A 23,748-nucleotide genomic window follows, 5' to 3' on the forward strand; every position below is an offset into this window, starting at 1 on the left:
GAAGGCATCACATTGACTACGAGAAAGATCTATCTAGCCTTGACGTTCGGCATGTTGTTGTGGGGAATAAATATTGTTCCCGTAAAAATTATGGTCAACTCCTTCCCACCCGCTGGCGTCACAGCCATTCGTTTAATGCTGGCTGGGTTCTTTGTTTATCTTTTATCCTGGAGATCCGAACCATTCAGACGCTTAACGGCGCATGAGTGGTTCTATTTACTTGTTGCAACTGCTTTGGGAGTCAGTTTGCATCAGTTTCTTTTAGCCTTCGGACTAACGCAGACTGCTGCCACGAATGGTTCTCTCATTCTAGCGCTGAACCCCTTAACAACGGTTCTCTTGTCTTTTTTATTTTTAAAAGAAAAATTAACCCGCTTAAGAAGTATAGGGATTATATCTGGTTTTATCGGAGTTTCCATTACTATTCTCCAAGGCTCGGACTCTCTGATTCCAACAGTTCATCTCGGTGATTTTTACGTTTTTTTGGCCATGCTGACACAATCCCTAAGCTTTCTTGCAGTCAGACAGGTGGCAATTAGTGTTCCTGTCAATCAAATAACGGCCTACACGTTATTTCTTGGCGGTGTATCCTTAGCTATTGTAGGGCCTATCTTTGATGGTGGAACGACCATTATTGGCATTGCTAGTCAAATATCCTTAGGCATGTGGTTATTAATCATCGCGTCAGGCCTTCTTTCCACTGCGCTGGGAGGGATGATTTGGAACCGCGGGATTCAAGAATTAGGACCGGGGCAGGCCGCGATCTTCATCAATATGACACCTTTTTACGGCTTATTGGGAGCTGCTGTTTTTCTCGGGGAAACCATTCGTTTAGCCCATGTTTTCGGATTTGTGTTTATTGTGATAGGGGTTTTCCTTGGAAGTGGTTGGTTTGAACTCAATCGTGCAAAAAGGCTAAATCAAAAACAAAGAAAGGGAGTCCCCGTAGCCTAGGGATTCCCTTTCTTTTATTGAAGCCCACATACCTTCTCCATCTCTTCAGCAAAACGATGGATGTTCTCTGATGTCGTATCAAAGGATGTCATAATCCGAACCACCGATTCTTGCTCCGACCATACATAAAAAAAATGGCTTTCCTGCAGTACTGGGATATATTCCGAAGGGATCATGGCAAAAATGGCGTTAGCTTGAACTTCTTGGGTAATTTGAATTTGTGGGATCTTTTGCATTCGCTTGGCTAATAATGAAGCCATTTCGTTTGCCTGTTGTGCATTTCTCCTCCACAAATCATTTTTCAGCATGGCCAGAAATTGAGCGGATATAAAACGCATTTTCGATCCAAGCTGCATCCCTTGCTTGCGGATATACTTAAATTCCTCCGATAGGCCGTTTCTTAGGAAAACGACAGCCTCGCCAATCATCATCCCATTTTTCGTCCCCCCAAAGGAGAGCACATCGACCCCAACATCTGTGGTGATGTCCCGCAGCTTGCAGCCAAGGCTGGCCGCAGCATTCGCTAAACGCGAACCATCCATATGTAGGTATAACCCGTGTTGATGAGCAAACTCAGCAATTGCCATCACTTCCTGAGGGGTATACAACGTCCCCATTTCCGTTGTTTGTGAAATGGAGATGACCTTTGGCTGAGAATGATGCTGTTCACCAGTAGCCTCCAAGTAATCTCCCAGCTGTTCAACATTTAATTTACCATTACCCGAAGGAATAGGAATGAGTTTGCTGCCTGTAAACTTCTCTGGCGCACCACATTCATCTGTATAAATATGGGCAGTTTCTGCGCAGAGTACCGCATGATATGAACGGGTCAAGGCCTGAAGGCTTAACACATTCGCTGCCGTTCCATTAAATACAAAATAAACCTCACTTTGTTCACCGAAATGCTCTTTAAATTTTTCAATCGCCTGTTCAGTATATGAGTCCTTTCCATAAGAGCCAACATGTCCAGTATTGGCTTCAATGATGGCTTGTAATACTTCCGGATGAATTCCCGCATAGTTGTCACTCGCAAAACTTTTTTTATTCATTTCATCGACCTCCCTTTTTCACTATACATCATTTCCTTCCTTTTTCAATTTTTTACGGCACATCAGACGAGAGCGCTGATTGGAGAAAATTAGTATGATCTCATATAATAGTGGTATATGTAATTGAAAAGGACAAGGAGTGATTTACTTGAGTATGGAACTTGCCACATTTGCTGGAGGATGCTTTTGGTGCATGGTCAGCCCCTTTGAAGAACAACCAGGAATTATTAAGGTAGTATCCGGTTATACCGGTGGAAGAACGGAAAATCCCACATACAAGGAAGTATGCTCGGACACCACGGGACATTATGAGGCAGTGCAAATTACCTTTGACAATTCGGTCTTTTCTTACCAACGATTGTTAGATACTTTTTGGCAACAAATTGACCCTACAGATCCAGAAGGTCAATTCCATGATCGTGGAACCTCTTATCGTACAGCCATCTTCTATCATACGGAGGAACAAAAGAAATTGGCCGTCGCTTCAAAGAAAGCCCTTGAAGAAAGCGAGAGATTCGATAAACCGATCGTCACGGAAATCTTGCCAGCATCAACCTTTTACCCGGCTGAAGAATATCATCAGGATTACCATAAGAAGAATGCTTTCCGGTATGCCCTCTATCGTCAAGGATCTGGTCGTGACGCATTTATTAAAAATCATTGGCCGATGGATCGCTCCCATCTTCGCGACCATCTGACAGAAATGCAGTACTACGTTACACAGGAAAACGGAACCGAACCGCCTTTCCGAAACGAATACTGGGACCATAAAGAAGAAGGAATTTACGTCGATATTGTTTCTGGTGAGCCTTTGTTTAGCTCTTTGGATAAATTTGATTCCCATTGCGGATGGCCCAGTTTCACCAAACCAATTTTTTCTGCAAGTGTTAAAGAAAATGTGGATTTAACCCACAACATGGTCCGTACAGAGGTGCGAAGTAAAGAGGGAGATTCCCACCTAGGACATGTATTTAACGATGGTCCTAAACCTGCGGGATTGCGCTATTGCATTAACTCTGCAGCACTGCGTTTTATTCATAAGGAGGATCTTGAGGCTGAAGGTTATGGAGATTTTAAAAGATTATTTAAAAGATGAAATGGATAACTAGATTGGAGGGATGAGGCGTGAAGCAGGAGGCACTACTGATTGTGGACATGAGCAATGACTTTGTAGATGATCAAGGTGGACTTAGCGTAGGGAAACCAGCCCAGAGTATAGCCTCTTACATTTTGGAACAAGCCAATCGTTTTTTGCAGAATGGTGGTGTTGTCGCGGTTTGTATGGACGCCCATCAACCGGATGACCTCCATTTTACCCGGTGGCCCGTGCATAATGTTGTGGGAACTTGGGGCTCGAAGCTTTATGGGGAATTGCAGGATTGGTTTGAACGCCACCAAGACGAACAGAACGTCCTCTATATTCCTAAAGAAAATTATAATGCTTTTTTCCGCACGGATTTGGAGGAACAGCTTTGTTCTCGAGGTATTCAAAAGGTTCACGTAGTTGGCGTTTGCACCGATATCTGTGACTTTTTGACGATCGCGGGTGCGGATGCTTGCGGTTTTCAGACAGTTATTCATCGCCAAGGTGTGGCTACCTTTACTGAACAACAAGAATTATTCCTGGAACATATGAAAACCTGTTTTCATACGGAAGTTGTTTAATTAAAGAAGGCTATTATTAGGAAGGCTTTTTAGCCCGCCCCGCTCACCTGTTCTCTCCGAGTGCGGGTGGGCCCCTTATTGTCGCCGTATGCTGCTGATCAATGCCAATTCAGACCTATTATCGACTATGGCGGTGCGATTTAAGCTAGTCATTCTCCGTTATATCCAATTTCCAGACTTTTTGTTTACATAATAAAAATTATGTTACATCACAGTCTGGTTTCTCCCCTGATTTTTCGCCCGATAAAGTGCCTCATCAGCAGCAACTAATAATAGATCGATGGATGCTGCCGACTGCGGATAAGCGGCTAACCCGATTGATACAGTAATAGGAACCCCCGTGGGCGAAGGAGAATTTTCCAACCGATCACGCAAACGTTCTGCAAAGTTTCTAGCCCCTACTAAATCCGTTTTAGGGAGAAGAATGATGAATTCTTCTCCCCCTAATCTGCAACATAAATCACCCGCTCGAACCTCCTCCTTCATAAGGTGTGCTAAAAATTGAAGGACATGGTCCCCCATTTGATGTCCGTATGTATCATTGATTTTTTTGAAGAAATCAATATCAAGTAAAACAAGTGAAAACGAAATTCCTTGCTCCACCCATAATTCCATTTGTTTGTGCATCGTTCGCCGATTAATTAAGCCTGTCAATTGATCGGTCTGTGCCTCATAGATTAAGTGGTCCACCCGTCTGCGAAGATGGTGTGTCATAATATCATGCAATTCCTTTAATTCCTTATAAAAATAGGGAACTTCCGGGATACGGGTAGCTGAATTTCCATTAAGTAAATGCGAAGCATACACACTAAGTCTACGTAGAGGACGATAAATCTGATTAGAAATCCACCATGACAACAAGAGAAGGCAGACGAAAAAAGGAAGTTGGGTTAAGATCATTTCTTTTAATAATGTCCAGGTGGGCTTTAGCGCTATTTCTGTTGGTGTTTGTGATATGACTCCCCATCCATTTACAGGTACTGTCGCATATCCCGTTAACACATCGATCCCACCATTATGGATCACCCGTTGAGAGCCGCTTTCTCCTTTCAGAATTTTCTTCACAGCTGTGTTTGATGAGACATCTTCCCCTAAAATTTCTACCTTTGGGTGGTAGATCAAATGCCCCTGGTTGTCGACAACATAGACAAAAGAACCGTCTTTATAAAAATGCTGGCCTAAAACCTGGTATAGAAAATTGGGTTCTTGTAAATTGATCGTCCCGCCTACCACTCCAACCCTCTTTCCATTGAGATCGGTTATTGGTATAGAAATAAAAATGAACATCTTCCCTTGAATAGATTGAAAAGGCTGCGATATATAGGGCTCTTCTTCCTGCAGAACAGAGTTCATTTCCTTAGCGAGAGATTGCTCCCCTTTCATTCCAGCATAGGGAACCGTCCGCAGGATGCGACCGTTCGTATCCGCTACAAGCAAACTGTGAAAGGTGTTGTTCATCCGAATTAGGTTTTTTAATTCACTATCGAGAAAAAATTTATCGTCCATATGTTCGGCAAGTTGTCTTGCAGTGATTAGCAAGGTATGCTGTGATGAACGCAACAGCGAATCCGTAACAAGGGCTAACTTCGCAGCATAGGCCTCGTTCATATGTAATGTGTTCTGTATGATAGATTTTCGGGTCACTTGATAGCCAACTATCATATGAATGAGAGTCATGCAGACCATAACAATGGTGACAAAAGAAATAATCACGAAACGAAGAGAAAGACGATGAAACATGGAATCTTCCTCCTTCCTTCAAAAATACCAAATATTTGAAACTATAGTATAAGTATACCTTATTCTATTTCATTCTGTCTTTATTAGGCAGAGGAAAAAATAGAAATATTTTGCTTTTCATAGAAATTGTTTATTTATTATTTTATAATACTAGTAAATTATTAATACTCTGACTGCCGTGGAGGAACTTCATGCTTAATGTCCAAAATTATAACGAGATAAGGGAATACCTAGTGGGTAACGCTATCGTTGACGAAGGGTCCAGCTGTGTTATTGAATTCCTTCGAGGAGGCGTTTCCAATACGGTATTAAAGATTGGTACAGAGCGGGAATCTTATGTGCTTAAACAAGCCCTGCCTAGACTTAACGTTAAAGAGGATTGGTTTGCGGATGTCAGAAGAATTATCACAGAAAAAGATTGCTTAAAATGGTTAAATCATCTCGTTCCTGGACATGTGCCTCAATTGATCCATGAAGATGAGAAAAATTTGATTTATATCATGGAGTTTATTTCCGCACCAGGAACTTGGAAGAACCATCTATTGGACGGGCTTTTGGACTTCAGGGTTGCCGAGGCTGTGGCCAAGTCGCTTGCTGCCATCCATTCTCTATCTGCAAATGAGCCCAATATTCGAGACCGCTTTTCCAATAAGGAGATCTTTACCCAATTACGCATCAATCCTTACTATCGACATTTAAAGGGAAAACATCCCATGCTAAATCGAATTATTGATGACGTGTCAGAACAGTGTTTAGCAACGAGTCAATGCTTAGTTTCAGGCGATTTCAGCCCCAAAAACATTCTAGTCGATGGGCCAAGAATCACTCTATTAGATTTTGAGGTGGCCCATTTTGGGGATCCGTCCTTTGATATCGGTTTTCTTTTAAACCATTTGTTGCTGAAAAGTGTAAAAAACAAAAGATACAAAGAAAGCTACCTAAATATGATGGTTTTGGTATTAGAAGAATATTTCCGCCACACCCCCAACTTCTCCAGGAAGGACCTTGAAGAATCCACCATTCGCCAATTGGCTTTATTATTCTTGGCCCGAGTCGATGGAAAATCACCTGCTGAATATATTACTTCGGAGGCAGATCGGATATGGATTCGTAAATTTAGTTACGAAGTGCTAGAAAGTAACATTAAGACGTTACACGAGCTTAGCCAATTATACGAACAAAAAACAAGGAGTGTAAACCAATGAAAATAGCAGAAATACGAGCGAGACAAGTTTTTGATTCAAGAAGTAATCCTACTGTCGAAGTAGATGTCATTCTTCAATCAGGTGCTATGGGGCGTGCTATTGTTCCCTCAGGTGCTTCTACGGGTATTTACGAAGCATTAGAACTACGTGATCAGGACCCTTCCCGCTATATGGGAAAATCCGTATTTCAGGCGGTAACCAATGTAAAGGATATTTTGGCCCCACAATTGATCGGTATGGACGCTAGTGATCAAAGAGCATTGGATAATCGAATGATTCTATTGGATGGAACGGAAAATAAAAGCCGATTAGGAGCAAACGCAATATTGGGGATCTCAATGGCTGCTGCTAAAGCATGTGCTAATCAATTGAAAATGCCATTATACCGGTATCTAGGCGGGGCACAGGCACATCTTCTCCCCATGCCGATGATTCAAATCATCGGAGGAGGACTACATGCCGACTCCGTAATCGACCTGCAGGATTTCTTGGTGATACCGGTCGGAGCAGGGTCTTTTAGTCAGGCCATGGAAATGACCTATAATGTGTATAATGCAACGAAAAAAGTGTATCACGAACATAACTTAGATATCTCTGTCTCTGACGAAGGAGGGTTCTGGCCAAGGTTTTCATCGAATGAACAAGCGATGCAGATTCTAACCCAAGGTATCCAGTACGCAAACTACATCCCCGGTCAGGATGTAGCCATTGCCCTTGATGTGGCGTCTTCCCATTTCTACAAAGACCAAAAATATCACTTTGCTGCCGAAAATAAAGAAATGACAACCGAAGAGTTTGTCGATATTCTTGAAAGCTGGGTAGATAAATATCCCATTATTTCTATGGAAGATTGCTGTGCAGAAGACGATTGGAGCGGTTGGGAGCTTGTCAGCAATCGGTTGGGCCAACGTATCCAACTAATCGGGGATGACCTGTTTACGACTAACATTCAGCGAATTCAAAAAGGTGTTGAACTCGGTGTTTGTAACTCTGTTCTAATTAAAATGAATCAGATCGGAACCTTGACAGAAACCCTTGACGCCATCGAGGAAACGAAAAAAGCCGGATATCTGCCAGTTGTGTCCGCCCGGTCAGGGGAAACTGAGGATACCACGATGGTTGATTTATGTCTAGCGACAAATGCAGGCCAAATTAAAGTAGGATCCATTGCTCGAAGCGAGCGTCTGGCAAAATATAATGAGTTGCTGCGGATCGAAGAAGAACTTGGGGAAAGCGGGATTTTTGCCAGAAGAGAAGTTTTCAAAAATATCCTGAGTTAATGAAAAGGTGACCTTTCGGTCACCTTTTATTTCTAGTGTTTCTTTCTTGTACCAACATATTGTGCTTTTTCATCGTCTTTCGCTTGACGTGCATTAAACTCTACAGATACCTGTAGGTCTTTTGCGACCTTATCCATGGTATTCAAGGCTGTTTTCATGTCTTTTTGAAGTACTTCCTTGTCTAAATGTAAACCGCTATGATATTTCGCTTCAGTAATGATCACATCGGCAATTTTTACTCTGCTGCCTGATTCTTCGATTCTACCTGAAACAGAATTCACGCTAATTCGAAGATAGGTATAATAGTCCAATTTCGAGGAGTTGATCGGAAAGTCATAAGCTGCATAATGCCAATCCCACATCGCCCCGCGGTTAAAACCGTTGTTTAACAAAATTTCTTCCAAATCTTCAAAATCAAATTCCATTCCTACCAAATTCGTTTCTATTTTCTTCATGTTATTTCCCCCTTCTCCTCTACACTTTTAACTCTATCAGGGTCACAAAAAGACATCTGTGTTTTTGATCACAGATAGAGCTTAAAGATACCAAGTGTTTAAAATGTAAATAAATGCAATCATACTTATTATGGCTAATACAAGTGATATGATCGCCTTATGTTTACGGTGCTTAACAAATTGAAGAACGGCATAACTGACAAGTCCCCCAATCTCCAAAAAGAACAGCGAGCTGAGAATAAATAATCCCCCACTCAATTGGGACAAATCAACTGTATTCATATTTCCCCCTAGGAAAGAAGTATTCTATTGCATTGTAAATCATCTAATCTTTTTTTTCCAGCCTCTGTGCGTAAATCCAATTCATTCGCAATAATCTGAAATATGGCAGGGGGAAACAAGATCACTACAACTTTATTTTTTCCTTAATCCGATCGATCGCCTCGTTTAATTGCTGCGTGGGAACAGATAATGAAATTCGGAAATAGCCCTCGCCGTTCGGTCCGAAGGCTGTTCCAGGCGTAACAATGACTCCGGTTTGTTCTAAAATCCGATTGACAAAATCAGCGGAAGTGAATCCTTTGGGGACAGATGCCCAGATAAAGAAACTGGCTTTTGGTTGATTTGCAACAATACCGATGGTCTGCAAGGCTCTTAGTACGGCTTCCATCCGCTCCTGATAAATCAAGTTATGCGTGGCAATACAAGTTTGATTGCTCTGCAAAGCGAAAGCAGCAGCTTTCTGAATAGGTATAAATTGACCCGTATCTGTATTTCCTTTAACAATCGATAAAGATTTTAACATCTCCCTGTTTCCGACTACATACCCGATTCTCCATCCCGTCATATTGTATGTTTTCGAAAGAGACCCAAATTCAACTGCTATATCCTTAGCACCTTTAACCTGAAGAATGCTCGGGGCCTTATACCCGTCAAATGTTACCATGTTATAAGCAGAATCATGGGCAATGGGCACCTGATGTTCTCGGGCAAAAGTAACGGCTTGCTGAAAAAATGGGAGATCAACAGTTGCTGCAGTTGGATTCCCTGGGTAATTTAAAAACATCAATTTAGCCCGTTTAAGTACATCTTCCGGAATATCGTCAAAAACCGGCTGAAAATTATTTTCTTCCTTTAAAGGCATCATATGTGGCTTCCCATTGGCCAATAAAGTAGCCATTCGATAAACAGAATAAGAGGGATCTGGAATAAGCACGAAATCCTCTGGATCAATCATTGCTGGAATAAGATGGGCGATCCCTTCCTTTGATCCAATTAAAGCAAGGACTTCTGTCTCTGGATCCAATTCCACTTGATATTGTCTTCTATAAAAATCGGCCACAGCCTCCCTGAATTCCCGACATCCGGAGTAATCCGGATAACGAAAGTTTGCCGGATTATTCATTTCTTCCACAAGCTTTTCAACAATGTGTTTAGGAGTCGGCAAGTCTGGATCGCCGATCCCCAAGTCAATCACATTTATCCCAGATTTGATTAATTCTGCTTTCTTTTTATTTATTTGTGCAAACAAATAGGGTGGGATTTGCTCTAGCCGCTTTGATTTAAACGATACCAATTTTTTTCCCCCTCGATATAAATTATTCTATTTTTCCCTCGATTCTAATTATAGTCACTTCCCATTATTTTTTATATATCCTTTTGGAAATTTTATATAGCCATTGTTTCAAATGAGAACTTTACGAAGCTCTTGATGATCAGGTATGATGATATTTATATGAAAAGCAGATCCACAGGAGGAACGAGCAAAACATGAGTCTTTTAACTGTCGAAGACCTCAGTCACAGTTTTGGTGATCGAGTTCTGTTTAAAAATGTATCTTTTCGCCTGCTGGCGGGAGAGCATGTTGGATTGGTAGGTGCCAATGGCGTGGGGAAATCTACGCTAATGAATATCATTACAGGACAAATTGTGCGCGATAGCGGTAAGGTCGAATGGACTCCACGTGTCCAATATGGTTACTTGGATCAACACACGAAATTAACTCCCGGAAAAACCATCCGTGATATTTTGCGAGATGCCTTTTTACCGCTGTTTGAATCGGAAAAAGAATTAATGGTCATCTCGGAGAAAATGGCAGACGCTGATCCGGACCAACTTGAAGTTCTGCTTGAGGAAATGGGCGACATCCAAGAACGTCTAGATGCCAGCGGATTCTATATGCTGGATGTAAAAGTTGAAGAGATGGCGAACGGACTTGGCTTGGACGCCATTGGACTGGATCGTGATGTTGCCGCACTTAGCGGTGGACAGCGAACCAAGGTATTACTCGCCAAACTATTGTTGGAGAAACCACAAGTCCTGCTTTTAGACGAACCAACCAACTATCTAGATGTTGAGCATATTGGCTGGCTAACAAATTATTTGAAAGAATATCCCTATGCCTTTCTTCTGATCTCACACGATACAGAATTTATGAATCAGGTTGTCGATGTCATTTACCACTTGGAGTTTTCCAAGTTGACACGTTATAAGGCTAATTATGAGAAGTTCCTAGAAATGGCAGATATTAACAAACAGCAGCATATTGACGCCTACGAAAAGCAACAGGAGTTTATCAAAAAACAAGAGGATTTTATTCAACGAAATAAGGCTCGCTATTCCACCTCTGGAAGAGCGAAAAGTCGTCAAAAACAACTCGATCGAATGGATCGAATGGATCGACCGGAAACTGCTGCGAAGCCTACCTTCCAATTTTTAGAGGCGCGTTCTAGTGGAAAGATCGTCTTTGAGGCAGAGGAAATGGAAATTGGCTACACCTCTTCCCTGTTGCCTAAGATGAATATTAGCATCGAACGCGGGGACAAAATTGCCATCGTTGGTTGCAACGGCGTAGGGAAATCCACCCTATTAAAAACAATTCTTGGCAAGGTTAAACCTTGGAGTGGAACAACGTATTTGGGAGATTTCCTTTTTCCGGCGTATTTTGAACAGGAAGTAAAGGTCGGTGGAATTACTCCTTTGGACGATGTATGGAATGAGTATCGCCATTTGGACCAACATCAGGTACGAGGTGCCTTGGCCCGCTGTGGGCTAAAGAACGAACATATTAATCGTCCCTTGAATCAATTAAGCGGAGGAGAGCAGGCTAAAGTCCGCTTATGCAAACTATTGATGCGAGAAAGTAATTGGCTTTTATTCGATGAACCCACCAACCACCTTGATGTAGTGGCTAAAGAGGAACTAAAACGTGCATTAAAAGAATATAAGGGCACTGTTTTACTTGTTTGCCACGAGCCAGAATTTTATCAGGACTGGGTAACAAAAGTGTGGAACGTTGAAGAATGGTCAGAGCAGAAACAAGTTCGTTAGTTTATTGAAGAGGACTGGGAATCCAGCCCTCTTTTCTTTGTTTAGAATTTTTTATAGTGTTTTTTGATGTCCTCTCTAAATACAAGTCCGTGTCCAGGTTTGTCCCATACATGAACCTGTCCATTTTTTAAGACAGGAAGTTCTTCAAAGAAATCATCCAGCCAGTTCATATATTCGATATAGATTGCATTCGGGACAGCACAGCACATTTGCACGGACAATTCCCAGAACAAATGTGGCGTGACCTTAATTCCCCAAGTGTCTGCAGTGTTTGCTACACGCATCCATTCCGTAATCCCACCAACCCGTTGCACATCAATTTGCAACACATCGGCTGCCTGCTGCAGAATCAAGTCCTTAAACCCAAAGCGGCCGTATTCTGTTTCCCCCGTAGTCACTCTCATATCTAAAGTTTTGGCAATTTGCGCCAATCCACTGATATCATCGGCATGCACTGGCTCTTCATACCAAAATACGCCCTGTTGCTCCAATTCTCGTCCCAAGATAACCGCTGTTGCTACATCCAACCCTTGATTCGCATCCACCATGACCTCTAGCCGATCGCCGAAGGTATCACGAACAGCCTTTACCCTTTTGACATCCTCACGCCAATTCGGCAGACCCACCCTCATTTTATAAGCGGAGAATCCTTGTTCCAAATAATTATGAGCTTCTTGCAAAATCTCCTCTACAGAATAGGAGAGCCATCCTCCTCCTCCATAAGCCTCCACCCGATCGGTATAGGCTCCAAGCATCTGCTGGATCGATTGACCGGTTGCCTTTCCTGCGATGTCCCAAAGGGCTTCATCTATGGCAGATATCGCATAAACCGCAGCGCCTTTTCTCCCAATAAAATTTAACCCCCACCACAGCTTCTTCCAAATCTTTTGTCGGTAAATCGGATCTTCGCCAATCACCAAATCTTTAATCTCGTGATCAACTACCGCTTTAAGGGCATGGATCCCCCTGCCTAGTGTTAACATATATCCCGTTCCCGTAATCCCTTCATCCGTATCCACTTCCACAATGACTACATCCCTGTTTCGTAAAGTAAACGTTGAAACCGCGATCGGTTTCGGGAATGGGACAGAAACAAGGGTAGTGCGAATATCAGTAATTTTCATCTAAGAACCTCCTGTGGTGTAGTCTTGCAATTTGTACTACTTTAAGTTTTCGATAAGGTTTATGGATATTCCTTCTCTCTTGTGGATTTAGATTCAAAGCGTGATGAACATCACAGATGTTGAGATTGATTATCACTATAATTTGAAATATAAACTTGGAAAAGGTGGGATGGTCCAGATGGCTACTGCACGCATTGAAAAAAATGAATTAATCCTCGAAGCAACATTAGACGACCTACATGTCATCACTAAAGAAGCCGTGAAAAACATTGACATGTATAAAGATGAAATTGCCGTCATTTTTGAGAAGATGCCTAAATTTGATTATAAATACTTTTGTTTCTATGCGTATTCCACATATAAGCTACTTGAAACTGCTCTTCAATTCGATTGCGAGGAAGTAGGACATTTTCGACTCATTGCACCCGAGGAATTTTATTTTGCTTTTTACGGGATGATCACGGCACTTTATCATGAGCATTGTGAGCAAGTAAAAAGCTGACCTCATCGGTCAGCTTTTCCTTAATGTCCTCCACAGCCACAGCCGCCACCGCCGCAACCGCAACCTCCCTCATCTAAATCACTTTCCTCAGGAAGGCGTCCTAATTCAATTGTTTTTGTCACATATTTTGTTAAGGTCTTTTGGATTGTACCTAATTCCTGTTGAGCGTACATAAAATCCCTAGTGATCGGATTTTCATAAAGCTGGAAACGTTCTTCTTCGAAATCATCGATTTCCTGCTGTGTTAGACGAAGTCCTTGATGTTGTTTTTGATGCAGCATTCGCTGTCTGTCTACCAAACTATTGTACTGTTCAAGTGCCTGGTCGTTCATTAGGAACTCCTCGATCATTTGCTTGAATTCGGCAAAAGCGGGCTGGTTTATAACCTCCCGACATAAATCTTCCATCTTGGCATTGATGACGTCCATATCTAATTTCGGTCTCATTCAAACCCTCCAGTTATGTCATTTACCTTAAGGATAGCACTTTTCCAAGGAAAAAGTAGTGATTGATGTCATATTTTTTCTGGTCTCATATAAAAAAGTTCATCACAATCCCTAGCTTCCTTCATCGTCTTGATTACAGGGTCAAGTGGTGTCGGATACACCTCAAGATAATCTACTTCCCCCAACTCACCACGAATTGGGTACGCCAATTGCTCTGTTTCAATACTAAATTCAGATTTTACACCGGGTTTGTTTCCCCGCGGGTCAACCCTGAACCAATTGTCCCGCCCCGCCAGATATACGGCATTTAACCCATGCAAAGCATAGCCGGAATCTGGTGTTCCAAGACGAGTAACTCTCTGGTAGCAAAATCCTGCAGGAATTCCCATACCTCTAAGAAGTGCAGCAAGAAGATGTGCTTTAGCAAAACAAATCCCTTCCCCCTTCTCCAACGTTTCAGAAGCTGTAATAGTCACAGTTTTACTTTTTAAATCAAACGAATGTTGAATCACATCCCTCACAAATTGAAAAGCAAGTCTTGCCCTTTCCTCATCAGCAGCCGCGATCCCCACAATTTCATCGATTTTTTGTTTGATTATAGGATGATAAAAATTAATAATATCTGATTGCTCCAAAAAACGGGACATTTCCTTTGACCGAAGAGTTAAACCCACGTTATCTTCCTCCTTTTAACGTTCCTGCAACCTTACTTTCCCTCCCAAGTGAATTTCATCACAACCTACTCCCCTATGAAAGTTCATTTCTTCCATTCTATTATAGTAAGGCTATGTGAAAACGATCGGTGAGATACATCACAAAAAGGCCATCCCATTGGGATAGCCTCTATATAAAATAAAGCAATTTTAGGTATATCTGTTTCCAGTGTGGGAGGATTCCTTTTTCCGATTGGAGCGCATTCCTCCTGATCCAGCCGGTTTCCTTCTATTCCGCTGATCCCCTTTCGAACCACGGTTAGAATAGCCACGATCCCCTTTGCGGTCAACCTCGATCTTTCTCTTTTTCATACGCAATGGGGCTTCTTCCGTTAATTTGACAGGGGTCGAATCAGGTTCCTTCGTCAACAATTTTAAGGCAGCAGAAAGTAATGTTACCGAATCTGTTTCATCAAGCAGTTGTTCTGCCAATGTTTTATAGGTATGATATTGGCCATCTTCGATTATTCCCATGATCTTATCTATTGTGATGCGCTGTTGGCCCTCTAAAGCCTCAGAACGCGTTGGAATCGGTTTACGCTCCATCTTTCGGTTGGTTACCTTTTCGATCATCTTCAAATGATCAATTTCTCTTGGCGTGACGAAAGTAATCGCCATCCCGGTCTTCCCGGCACGCCCTGTTCGACCGATGCGATGAACATAGCTTTCCGAATCCTGTGGAATGTCAAAATTATAGACATGTGTGACGCCACTTATATCAAGCCCTCTGGCTGCTACATCAGTTGCCACTAAAACTTCGATGGTTCCCTCCTTAAAGCGGCGCAATACTGTATCTCTTTTAGCTTGATTCAAGTCCCCATGCAAACCTTCCGCTGCATACCCGCGTTTATTAAGTGCTTCCGATAATTCGTCAACGCGACGCTTGGTTCTTCCAAAAATAATGGCAAGCTCTGGTGAATGAATATCTAACAAACGACAAAGCACATCAAACTTTTGTTTCTCCGGCATTTCCATATATTGCTGCGCAATATTAGGGACTGTAACTTCCTTTGGCTTAATGGAAACAATCGCTGGTTCCTTCATAAATTTCTGTGCAATTTCTTTAATTGGCTTTGGCATTGTCGCAGAAAACAATAGAGTTTGCCGCTCATCTGGGATCTCCTGCAAAATCATCTTAATATCATCAATAAAACCCATATTCAGCATTTCATCTGCTTCATCCAGCACAACCATTTTGATGTGTTGCAAACGAATTGTTTTGCGGCGCATATGATCCATAAAACGCCCTGGAGTAGCCACAATTATTTGCGGTCTTTTCTTTAATGCTCTAATCTGCCGATCGATATCTTGTCCGCCATATATAGGAAGGGCTCGCACATCTAGATATTGTGCGATCCTATTGATTTCCTCGGCAACTTGTACTGCCAATTCCCTTGTGGGAGCAAGTACAACAGCTTGTATATGTTCTTCTTCTACGTCTACACGCTCTAATAAGGGAATCCCAAATGCTGCTGTTTTCCCTGTACCTGTCTGTGCTTGCCCGATAAGGTCCTTACCTTTTAAAGCGATGGGAATGGTTTGGTCTTGGATTGGCGAAGCTTCTTCAAAGCCCATATCACCCAATGCACGTACAATCTGATGATGGAGGCCAAATTCAGAAAAGGTGGTCAAAATTTCCAACTCCTTATTTACTATTTCATTTTTATCTTTATCTTTAGAGTCCACAAAAAAAGGGGGTTTATTCCACTTCGGAATTCCCCTTGTTTTCTCCCGGACAGAATCGAATAACGATAAGAATACCATTTTTAGAGATAAAATGCAAATAAAGATGGATTTCCCAAATGTGTGATTATGAAACTTTGCAATTGTCCAAACTTCAAAACTCATTTAAAATGGTCAGGAATACATAGGATAGGAAAGGGGCATGTAACATGCATAGTCCAAAGATCTTAGTCTATCGGCCTGACGAAGTGGAATATTATAAGGAAATTATTGAAAAACAGGGTATTACAAATATTTACACCGCCTCTACGTTAGAAGAAGCCAAAAGCCAACTTCCTACCACAGAAGTGATTTTGTGCTGGCAGTTCCCTTTAGAGTTATTGGAAACTCCTGAGGCTTCCTCGGTAAAATGGATTCAATCCATGGGTGCAGGTGTTGATGATCTTGTCAAACATCCTTCCATTCCCAATGACATTCAAATTACACGCATTGTCGATCAATTTGGAACACCCATTTCTGAATTTGTATTTGGATATATGCTGTACCTGGCAAATGACATCGCCAGAACACGCGAAGAACAAGCCAAACGTCAATGGACACCTTTTCATGCTCAATTATTATCTGGGAAGAAAATCGGAGTGGCTGGTTTAGGCAGTGTTGGTCTCGAAATCGTACGAAAAGCCCGAGCATTCGATATGGAAGTTTTTGGACTTAGTATGTCAGGGGCAAAAGCAGACCGCGTGGATCATCACTTTGGCCCTGATCAATGGAAATCCTTTGTTCAGGAGTTGGACTACTTGGTTCTTACTTTGCCATTAACTGAACAAACTCGTTGGTCTGTCAATCGAGAAGTGCTTCTTTCCATGAAACCTGATGCTACCCTCATCAATGTGGGGCGTGGGGCACTCGTGAAAGAATCCGATCTAATTGAAATCCTGCAAGAAGGACATCTAAAGGCAGTGGTTTTAGATGTATTTGAAAAAGAACCCCTCCCCATACAGCATCCTTTTTGGACGATGCCGAATGTGCTGGTCACCCCACATTTATCGGGGCCAAGCACACCAGAAGGTGTCGGTCAATTCTTTGTCCAAAATCTGCAAAAATATGTGGAAGGAAAACCTTTGCAAGGGGTTGTACGTAGAGAGTTTGGTTATTAGATCTTATGGAGGTGGTCATCCTTATGGATAACCACCTTTCTTTATGGATTTGGTTTGCTCCATTCCTTGACAAATATGGATCATCGTATTAGCTTTAATTTATAAATAAAATAGATTTATAGATAGGATTAGGGAAGTGGAAAAATGTAATGTCCATTTTTACAGTTATGTTTGCGATGGGAACGATTCTCGGCTTTGTGGGAGCTGGTGGATCGGGATTTATTATTGCCATTTTAATTACCTTTTTTCACATTCCTGTTCACACAGCTCTGGCTACTGCCATGGCAGCCATGTTTTTGACGATGATTTCTGGAACAATCAGTCACTACCGGGAAGGAAATGTTGACCTTCGAGTTGGGCTTACAACCGGTCTGTTCGGTGCATTGGGCGCTTATGTCGGAACAGGGATCGCACATCTTATCCCAGCCTCACAATTAATTTGGCTGACAGCCTCTATGCTTGTCTTGTCTTCTTGTTTAATATGGCTTCGTACCCGTTCAGCGCGCTTTTCCAAGCAAATTTCAGTTGAAAACTCGACGCCTGTACCATTGTTTCTCATCAAAGCAGTAGGAATAGGAATAGTCACTGGTTTAATGTCTGGAACCTTTGGCATTGGCTCTACTCCATTTATTCAATTGGCACTTCTCTTATTTATGGGTAGTTCTTTACAAAAGGTTTCGGGGACAACAATGATGATTATATTGCCAATTGCCCTTTTTGGTGCGATTGGATACAATCAAGCGGGATATTTGGATATCCCTTTACTAATTAAGGTGGTATGCGGAACAATGATCGGTTCCTATATTGGAGCAAAGTTTACCAATATCGCACCTACCTTCGTGCTTCGTTTTGCCATGATCACTACACCGTTGTTAAGCGGTCTACTTCTATTAGGTAGTTGATGATAAAGGGGTACCTTCACGGTACCCCTTTTTTCTCGTGTAAATATTCCTTAATTGATTAATTTTAGGAATTATCTTATGATTAAATTAATGCCTCTCTTTTAATAAAAGAAACAGGTTAATTTAATTTCAATTATCGGAGGGATAGACTTGTCGGAAACGAATACACGTGATGCAGGAACCATTGTTTTGGACCGATTTGAAAAAGTGGCTCAGTTGACTTTGTCACGGGCTAGTGCATTAAATGCAATGACATGGGAAATGTACCAACAATTAGAGGAACATTTAAAAAACCTTGCTGAAGATCCAAATGTTCGCGTTCTGGTCATTCGCGGGGAAGGTGAAAAGGCTTTAGCAGCTGGAACAGATATTAGCCAATTCAAGGGTTTTACAGGACAAGATGGCATTAACTACGAAAAGCGAATCGACAAAATTATGGATTTGTTATTTAAATTCCCTAAGCCGACCATTGCAGCGGTACAAGGCTATGCCGTTGGCGGCGGGATGATGATCTCTGTGGGATGTGATTTGCGCTACGCAGCTCCAAAAGCACGATTCGGTGCACCGATGTCCCGCACGCTCGGTAATTGCCTTAGTATGACCAACTACCAGCGCCTTGTAAAGGAATTTGGAGCGATGCGTACCAAAGAAATGCTCTACACTGGCCGTTTAGTATCAGCCGAAGAGGCATCCAACATCGGATTCCTGACCGCTATTTACGAAGAAGAAGGCTTCTTTACCAAGGTTCTAGAGATTGCAGATAAGATTAGCCAGAATGCCCCACTTACCATCGGTGCAACAAAAGAAGCCCTGATCAGACTAGACCAGCATGATGAGTCCCAGTTACCTGCATTCGGGGATATCATTGAAAAGGTATATGGAAGCCATGACTTCGCAGAAGGTGTTGCAGCATACGTAGAAAAGCGCCCTCCTGTATGGCGTGGAGAATAAGTTAGGAAAAACCCGGTGCAGAAATTCACCGGGTTTTTGCTTTCTTAATGATAACAGCAAAAATTTCTCGCTATTTCCCATCACATCCCTGATGCAGCCTCTGCCTAAAGGAAAAGTCACGGTTTTGTCATCATTATTGGTGATGAACCTCACACGCATTGTTCCTCAATCCAGGCTATCATTTAGATAATAAATTGAAACAGGTGATGGATCATGAACAAAACAACAAGGAAATGGTTATGGATTGCCCTTTCTTCCCTGACCACCTTTTTTCTGATGAAAAATTCTTTTGAGTTTCCCTTCGAATTTTCATTTGATCTGCGGCAAGTCCCATTAATCCTTGGTTGTTTATATGTGGGATATCCCGCTGCATTTCTTGGCGTCTTAAGTATTTTTGTTTTTCATTATTTTTTGTATTCAGATCTATTTTTAAATCCATTTGCAATCACTTTAATTTCTATCTTCGCTCCGTTTATTAGTCAATCTTTTCATGAGCTTTCTTTAGAAAAAAAAATGTATACGGCTACCAGTATTGCAATGGGTTCAGCATTTATCACCTTTTTAACTGCCGTACCATTCACCTACCTTTTTAAAGAAATGGATACTGTCCTAGGATTTATTTTTGTTCAAGGCGCCACTACAAGTATTGGTTTAGTCATCATGGAGCTAATTCAATTTCATCGGGATGAATACAAAATAAAGGCTACGCATATAAAAGTCTAGCAAAAAAGAGGATGGATTTGATTTTTCCATCCTCTTTTTTAATTAAACCCTTATTTTAAGGTCTTGTTCTAGCTCCGCTTGTTGTTCCGATTTATAAAATTCATTCATTCCAGAGAGTATTCCAACTGAAACTAGCGCTAAGATCAAGATGGCCAAAACGACTACTGCAATACCATAATATAACATTGTACCAAACTCCTTTTATACAGTTTTAATAGTTATAATGGTAATTAAATTAGTCAAAGTTGGCTGTGATGGGTATCACGATATTTACGTTATTGGAACCTTTTTGGTTTTGTACATTTTCTCCTTGGTAAAGTGTTATTGAATGGGAGGTAATTTTGTTGATTTCGTCTTCTTGGATTCTTGTCTAGCCTCCGTTTAAGTAGTGTCAGGTAGATAAAATAGGACATGCAAAGGAACACGATGAAATAAGAAATAATGGTAATCACCAAAAAAGATCCAAGTAGGTGGGTGTATTGGTTGACTTCGTAATAAAGGAAGGCGACAACATAAAGATAGACAATCGGTGAAAAAGCAGCAAGAATGGAGACCACAAGGAAATAAGGAGCATATGTTTTTAATTTTTCATAGCGAATTTGCTGCATGGGAAATTCGATAATAGATCTTTGTTCCGATATCCCTTTCATCATATCCCCCTCCCTGACAAGAAGCTTATATACATCTTTATATTAAGCGGATTTTGGTGATTTGTAATTGATTTAGATCAATCTTTGAAAAGAAAAAGAGGCTTTTTATCATAGCCTCTTCCTTTAATACATTTAAATTTTTGCAGAACTTAGCCAAACATATCGATTTAATGGAACGAAATCTACCACAAAGCCATTTTTTTCGTAGATCTCTTTAAGATCTGTAATCAATTCATAGTATTCGCTGTTTAAATCATACATTAAATTCATTTTCCCCTGCATTTCCACTCTTTTAAACAGAGCTTCTTTCGCCTCGGCATTCTCATAAGCCGTATCAGCAAAAACAATTCGTCCTCTGGGATTCAGAAAACTTTTCATTAAGGTGATTGCTTGTTCTTTTTCAGGCAGCGTTAAATGATGAAAAGCATAAGTACTGACAATCCCATCTACCCGCTCTTGCGCAGCAAGTGGAATATTCAAAAATGTGCCGTCGCGTAGGTCAAGCTGCAATCCTTTTTCCTCGACCTTTTTACGCATTTCTTCTGATGGCTCTACACCAATTACTTTATACCCCGCTTGAATCAATTTAGTAGACAGATTGCCAGTCCCTACACCAAATTCCAGAATCGTCGCAGGTGCTGCAGGAAGCCCGTCAATCACTTGTTGCAGAATGACCTCGTAATCTTCAAAAACCTCGTTATATTCTCCGTGTTGATCATAGACAGTCTGATCGTACTCCTTTGCCCATTGATCAAACAATTCATTAAAGTTATGACTTTCCATTTCCAATAAACCTCCTGATTAATTCCATAGTATTCGGGTCGGTATTATATATTTTATAATATTTATTGGAATTTGGATAGATGGCTTTTGTAAAATCATTAACAACAGGCGCTCCTATCCAATTGCTTATTTTAAAAGACAAAAAAGGCGGCACGCTGCCGCCTTTTTTAACTAGAATGGCTATTCCTTTCATTTATGATTAACTCTACGCTTTCCGTTTCTTTCAAGCGTTTTTGTCTAGTAGAAATCCAGATCCCCGCACTAATGAATAAGAAACCAACAATATGCTGGGTTAATAACGGCTCTCCAAGATAAACGATAGAGCCAAAAACTGCTGTTATGGTAATCACATTTAAGAAAATAGAGGCGCCTCCTGCTCCCAACCGATGCAAACACATATTCCAACCGATAAATCCAAGCGCTGTCAAGACAGCCGAAGCCAAAAAGATTTTAAACCAGATGAACCCATTAAATGTCAAAACGGAACTCATATCCTGAGTTAACGGAATAATTGAAAGCAGCAACGCTCCCAATAAATACGTATACATATTTACTTGTACAACATGCATTGTATCAGCCAACTTGCGGAAGTAGATAAAACTGAAAGCTTGTGTGGCCATGGAAATCAGTAGCCATATATCACCTAAGGAAAATGAAAAGGTGGAAAAACCTTTGAAAACAATGGAAAAGATCCCTACAAATCCTAAGAAAATACCGATATAATGGCCCTTACTTAATGGCTCTTTTAACAATAGTGCCGCAAAAAGGGTTGTCGTCAGCGGATTCAATCCTAAAATCAAAGCTCCATTCGCCGCTTGCGAAAGCTCCAATCCCAATGCTAACGTAATTTGATGAAGGAAGATTCCGAAAAAACTAGCGATAAACAGATACAACCATTGTTGTTTCCCTTTTGGAACGGTAAACCCATAGCCGATCGATAATAAAACTAGAGTAATCGCGCAAAAAGCCATCCTAAGATAGGTCAAAACGAGCGGTTCCACCTGAAAAAGGAGCGATTTGATTAAGACCATATTGTGTCCCATAGCAATCGTGACAAATGTTGCAAAAAGGTAAGCACTTCGTCTTGACTCTAACAACCTTATTTCCCCTCCACTTTGTGAAAAGATATTTATCTATGTGAAATATATTAGCCTGCTTCTCTAACTTCTCTCTTCCTTCTAGCTAATCCTGCTACGTAGCCTCCACAAATAACGAGGGTCACTCCCGTAACAACAAACACGAACCCAATTCCGACAAAAGAACCGACCAGCCCACCAAGTAGCGGGCCAATCATCCCTCCTAACTGGTTTGCGCTGGTTGTTAGACCAAAGGCACGCCCTCGAAAATCAGGATCCGTATTTTCAACAACGATGGCATTGATTGACGGCAAGGCACCCGCGATAAATAGACCAAAGATAAACTGGATGATGCTAAATTGCCATATATTTGTTGTAAAATATTGGGTCATATTGACCATCCCCGAGACCAATAATGATATGCTTAAAATGATAAAAAACCCTTTCTGCTGGCCCTTTTTTCCCCAGTATGGGGCAGCCAGGATTCCCGCAATGCCAGTAAGGGAAAATACGATCCCTGAGGACAATACCGCCCCCTCCAGTTTTCCCTGAAGTTCGGCAACATAAAGGGTAATCAATGGTTGTAAGGCCATATTGACGACTTGAATCAAGAATAAAAAGATCAGCATCCGGAATATGATTTTATTGTGCCAGGCCATTTTCATATCTTCCCAGACATGAGTGGGTTGATGATTTGACAAAGATTTTTCCTCAAAAACAAAAAGCCAAACAGTCAGGGTAGCGATTAATATAACCAATGAAGAAATCACAAACGACATCCGCATTCCGAACAGCTCAGCAAGGACCCCACCGAGTAATGGTCCAAGAATTGTTCCTGTTGCTCCAGAGGTTTGCATAATTCCTAGTCCCCACCCCATTTTATTCTCCGGGATAGTCGTTGCCACAATCGCCATCGATGCAGGAACAAAACCACTGGCAAATCCTTGTAATAAACGAACAGCTAATAGTTCCCATGGGTTTCGCACTAGCGAAGTTAAAAGATAGACAACACCCAAGCTGATCCCTGCCCGAATGACCATCTTTCGTTTGCCAGACTTATCAGCTCGTGCTCCCCAGATCGGTGCCATGATTGCACCCACAAGAAAAGCAGAGGAAAAAATAACCCCGGTCCAAAGCTTGACCGATTCCTTCGTGACCCCTATATCCAGAAGAAACAAAGGCAAAAAGGGGACGACCATGGTATAACTTGCACTCGATAATAAAACTCCAAACCACAAAATCCATAAATTCTTCTTCCAAGATCCTGAGGTAGCTTCTCTCCTATTCATCCTTCGGCTCACTTTCTTTTTTATGAAACAATTTCCCTTTCACAAGATTTCCCCTTTTGTAATAAAAGTAC

The 23,748-nt window shown here is 41.5% G+C and carries 25 protein-coding genes; 11 read left to right on the forward strand and 14 right to left on the reverse strand.

All coding sequences use genetic code 11. From position 1 onward, the window contains the following. The first annotated feature begins 12 nt into the window (after window positions 1-12). The gene (locus J2Z37_RS06085) at window positions 13-954 is read left to right on the forward strand and encodes a DMT family transporter (protein WP_209809323.1); all 942 of its coding nucleotides are present in this window, start codon (window positions 13-15) and stop codon (window positions 952-954) included. Window positions 955-968: 14 nt separating this feature from the next. Here J2Z37_RS06085 and J2Z37_RS06090 read toward each other — a convergent pair whose 3' ends face one another. Continuing rightward, window positions 969-2,003 carry a threonine aldolase family protein gene (locus J2Z37_RS06090; protein WP_209809324.1) on the reverse strand — a complete coding sequence of 345 codons (1,035 nt, stop codon included), beginning with the start codon at window positions 2,001-2,003 and terminating at the stop codon, window positions 969-971. A gap of 154 nt (window positions 2,004-2,157) precedes the next feature. On the opposite strand from J2Z37_RS06090, the gene msrA reads away from it, so the two are divergent. Both msrA and J2Z37_RS06100 read left to right on the forward strand, forming a co-directional pair. Further along, complete coding sequence (msrA, locus tag J2Z37_RS06095; protein ID WP_209809540.1) at window positions 2,158-3,099, forward strand: peptide-methionine (S)-S-oxide reductase MsrA; 942 nt, start codon at window positions 2,158-2,160, stop codon at window positions 3,097-3,099. A 29-nt stretch (window positions 3,100-3,128) separates the two neighbouring features. Further along, the gene (locus tag J2Z37_RS06100; RefSeq protein WP_209809325.1) at window positions 3,129-3,668 is read left to right on the forward strand and encodes a cysteine hydrolase family protein; all 540 of its coding nucleotides are present in this window, start codon (window positions 3,129-3,131) and stop codon (window positions 3,666-3,668) included. Window positions 3,669-3,872: 204 nt separating this feature from the next. Here the strand turns inward: J2Z37_RS06100 and J2Z37_RS06105 are convergent, their stop codons facing one another. Beyond that, window positions 3,873-5,408, reverse strand: coding sequence for a sensor domain-containing diguanylate cyclase (locus tag J2Z37_RS06105; RefSeq protein WP_209809326.1), 1,536 nt, complete (start codon window positions 5,406-5,408; stop codon window positions 3,873-3,875). Window positions 5,409-5,599: 191 nt separating this feature from the next. Between J2Z37_RS06105 and J2Z37_RS06110 the strand changes: the two genes are divergently transcribed. Together J2Z37_RS06110 and eno are read left to right on the forward strand one after the other, a co-directional pair. After that, the gene (locus tag J2Z37_RS06110; RefSeq protein ID WP_209809327.1) at window positions 5,600-6,613 is read left to right on the forward strand and encodes a phosphotransferase family protein; all 1,014 of its coding nucleotides are present in this window, start codon (window positions 5,600-5,602) and stop codon (window positions 6,611-6,613) included. Next, window positions 6,610-7,893, forward strand: a complete 1,284-nt coding sequence (gene eno, locus J2Z37_RS06115; protein WP_209809328.1) for a phosphopyruvate hydratase — start codon at window positions 6,610-6,612, stop codon at window positions 7,891-7,893. The genes J2Z37_RS06110 and eno overlap by 4 nt, the downstream gene beginning before the upstream one ends. A gap of 32 nt (window positions 7,894-7,925) precedes the next feature. Here eno and J2Z37_RS06120 read toward each other — a convergent pair whose 3' ends face one another. The 3 genes from J2Z37_RS06120 to J2Z37_RS06130 all read right to left on the reverse strand — a co-directional run bounded on the left by J2Z37_RS06120 (window position 7,926) and on the right by J2Z37_RS06130 (window position 9,924). After that, window positions 7,926-8,348 carry a YugN family protein gene (locus J2Z37_RS06120; RefSeq protein ID WP_209809329.1) on the reverse strand — a complete coding sequence of 141 codons (423 nt, stop codon included), beginning with the start codon at window positions 8,346-8,348 and terminating at the stop codon, window positions 7,926-7,928. 81 nt (window positions 8,349-8,429) lie between these two features. Continuing rightward, window positions 8,430-8,630, reverse strand: a complete 201-nt coding sequence (locus J2Z37_RS06125; protein ID WP_209809330.1) for a hypothetical protein — start codon at window positions 8,628-8,630, stop codon at window positions 8,430-8,432. 124 nt (window positions 8,631-8,754) lie between these two features. Continuing rightward, window positions 8,755-9,924 (reverse strand): LL-diaminopimelate aminotransferase, encoded by a 1,170-nt coding sequence (locus tag J2Z37_RS06130; protein WP_209809331.1) that lies wholly within the window; start codon window positions 9,922-9,924, stop codon window positions 8,755-8,757. A 194-nt stretch (window positions 9,925-10,118) separates the two neighbouring features. Here J2Z37_RS06130 and J2Z37_RS06135 point away from each other — a divergent pair, with 194 nt between their 5' ends. Beyond that, on the forward strand, window positions 10,119-11,678 hold the full coding sequence (locus J2Z37_RS06135) for an ABC-F family ATP-binding cassette domain-containing protein (RefSeq protein WP_209809332.1): 1,560 nt from the start codon (window positions 10,119-10,121) through the stop codon (window positions 11,676-11,678). 41 nt (window positions 11,679-11,719) lie between these two features. Here J2Z37_RS06135 and J2Z37_RS06140 read toward each other — a convergent pair whose 3' ends face one another. Then, complete coding sequence (locus tag J2Z37_RS06140; protein WP_209809333.1) at window positions 11,720-12,802, reverse strand: mandelate racemase/muconate lactonizing enzyme family protein; 1,083 nt, start codon at window positions 12,800-12,802, stop codon at window positions 11,720-11,722. Between the two features lie 103 nt (window positions 12,803-12,905). On the opposite strand from J2Z37_RS06140, the gene J2Z37_RS06145 reads away from it, so the two are divergent. Continuing rightward, window positions 12,906-13,304: a hypothetical protein gene (locus J2Z37_RS06145; protein ID WP_209809334.1), complete on the forward strand. Its 399-nt coding sequence runs from the start codon at window positions 12,906-12,908 to the stop codon at window positions 13,302-13,304. A gap of 20 nt (window positions 13,305-13,324) precedes the next feature. Here the strand turns inward: J2Z37_RS06145 and J2Z37_RS06150 are convergent, their stop codons facing one another. The 3 genes from J2Z37_RS06150 to cshA all read right to left on the reverse strand — a co-directional run bounded on the left by J2Z37_RS06150 (window position 13,325) and on the right by cshA (window position 16,095). Next, window positions 13,325-13,750, reverse strand: a complete 426-nt coding sequence (locus J2Z37_RS06150; RefSeq protein ID WP_209809335.1) for a YlbF/YmcA family competence regulator — start codon at window positions 13,748-13,750, stop codon at window positions 13,325-13,327. A 68-nt stretch (window positions 13,751-13,818) separates the two neighbouring features. Beyond that, complete coding sequence (locus J2Z37_RS06155; protein WP_209809336.1) at window positions 13,819-14,424, reverse strand: transglutaminase-like domain-containing protein; 606 nt, start codon at window positions 14,422-14,424, stop codon at window positions 13,819-13,821. A 189-nt stretch (window positions 14,425-14,613) separates the two neighbouring features. Continuing rightward, complete coding sequence (gene cshA, locus J2Z37_RS06160) at window positions 14,614-16,095, reverse strand: degradosome RNA helicase CshA (protein WP_245203631.1); 1,482 nt, start codon at window positions 16,093-16,095, stop codon at window positions 14,614-14,616. 260 nt (window positions 16,096-16,355) lie between these two features. Here cshA and J2Z37_RS06165 point away from each other — a divergent pair, with 260 nt between their 5' ends. The 4 genes from J2Z37_RS06165 (at window position 16,356) to J2Z37_RS06180 (ending at window position 19,879) form a co-directional block, all read left to right on the forward strand. Then, on the forward strand, window positions 16,356-17,303 hold the full coding sequence (locus J2Z37_RS06165; RefSeq protein ID WP_209809337.1) for a D-2-hydroxyacid dehydrogenase: 948 nt from the start codon (window positions 16,356-16,358) through the stop codon (window positions 17,301-17,303). 149 nt (window positions 17,304-17,452) lie between these two features. After that, window positions 17,453-18,205, forward strand: coding sequence for a sulfite exporter TauE/SafE family protein (locus J2Z37_RS06170; RefSeq protein WP_209809338.1), 753 nt, complete (start codon window positions 17,453-17,455; stop codon window positions 18,203-18,205). A 150-nt stretch (window positions 18,206-18,355) separates the two neighbouring features. Then, window positions 18,356-19,156, forward strand: a complete 801-nt coding sequence (locus tag J2Z37_RS06175) for an enoyl-CoA hydratase (protein WP_209809339.1) — start codon at window positions 18,356-18,358, stop codon at window positions 19,154-19,156. A 213-nt stretch (window positions 19,157-19,369) separates the two neighbouring features. Then, window positions 19,370-19,879, forward strand: a complete 510-nt coding sequence (locus J2Z37_RS06180) for a LytS/YhcK type 5TM receptor domain-containing protein (protein ID WP_209809340.1) — start codon at window positions 19,370-19,372, stop codon at window positions 19,877-19,879. A 42-nt stretch (window positions 19,880-19,921) separates the two neighbouring features. On the opposite strand, the gene J2Z37_RS06185 is transcribed toward J2Z37_RS06180, so the two are convergent. The 5 genes from J2Z37_RS06185 to J2Z37_RS06205 form a co-directional block, all read right to left on the reverse strand. After that, window positions 19,922-20,065: a hypothetical protein gene (locus J2Z37_RS06185; protein ID WP_209809341.1), complete on the reverse strand. Its 144-nt coding sequence runs from the start codon at window positions 20,063-20,065 to the stop codon at window positions 19,922-19,924. An 89-nt stretch (window positions 20,066-20,154) separates the two neighbouring features. Beyond that, window positions 20,155-20,529 carry a Yip1 family protein gene (locus tag J2Z37_RS06190; RefSeq protein WP_209809342.1) on the reverse strand — a complete coding sequence of 125 codons (375 nt, stop codon included), beginning with the start codon at window positions 20,527-20,529 and terminating at the stop codon, window positions 20,155-20,157. 132 nt (window positions 20,530-20,661) lie between these two features. Continuing rightward, window positions 20,662-21,312 carry a class I SAM-dependent methyltransferase gene (locus tag J2Z37_RS06195; RefSeq protein WP_209809343.1) on the reverse strand — a complete coding sequence of 217 codons (651 nt, stop codon included), beginning with the start codon at window positions 21,310-21,312 and terminating at the stop codon, window positions 20,662-20,664. Between the two features lie 167 nt (window positions 21,313-21,479). Beyond that, the gene (locus tag J2Z37_RS06200; RefSeq protein WP_209809344.1) at window positions 21,480-22,409 is read right to left on the reverse strand and encodes a DMT family transporter; all 930 of its coding nucleotides are present in this window, start codon (window positions 22,407-22,409) and stop codon (window positions 21,480-21,482) included. Window positions 22,410-22,459: 50 nt separating this feature from the next. Next, a complete protein-coding gene (locus J2Z37_RS06205; RefSeq protein WP_209809345.1) occupies window positions 22,460-23,677 on the reverse strand; it encodes an MFS transporter in 1,218 nt (405 codons plus the stop codon). Window positions 23,678-23,748: the final 71 nt, after the last annotated feature.

This window comes from Ammoniphilus resinae, assembly GCF_017873965.1.
Lineage (GTDB): Bacteria > Bacillota > Bacilli > Aneurinibacillales > RAOX-1 > Ammoniphilus_A > Ammoniphilus_A resinae.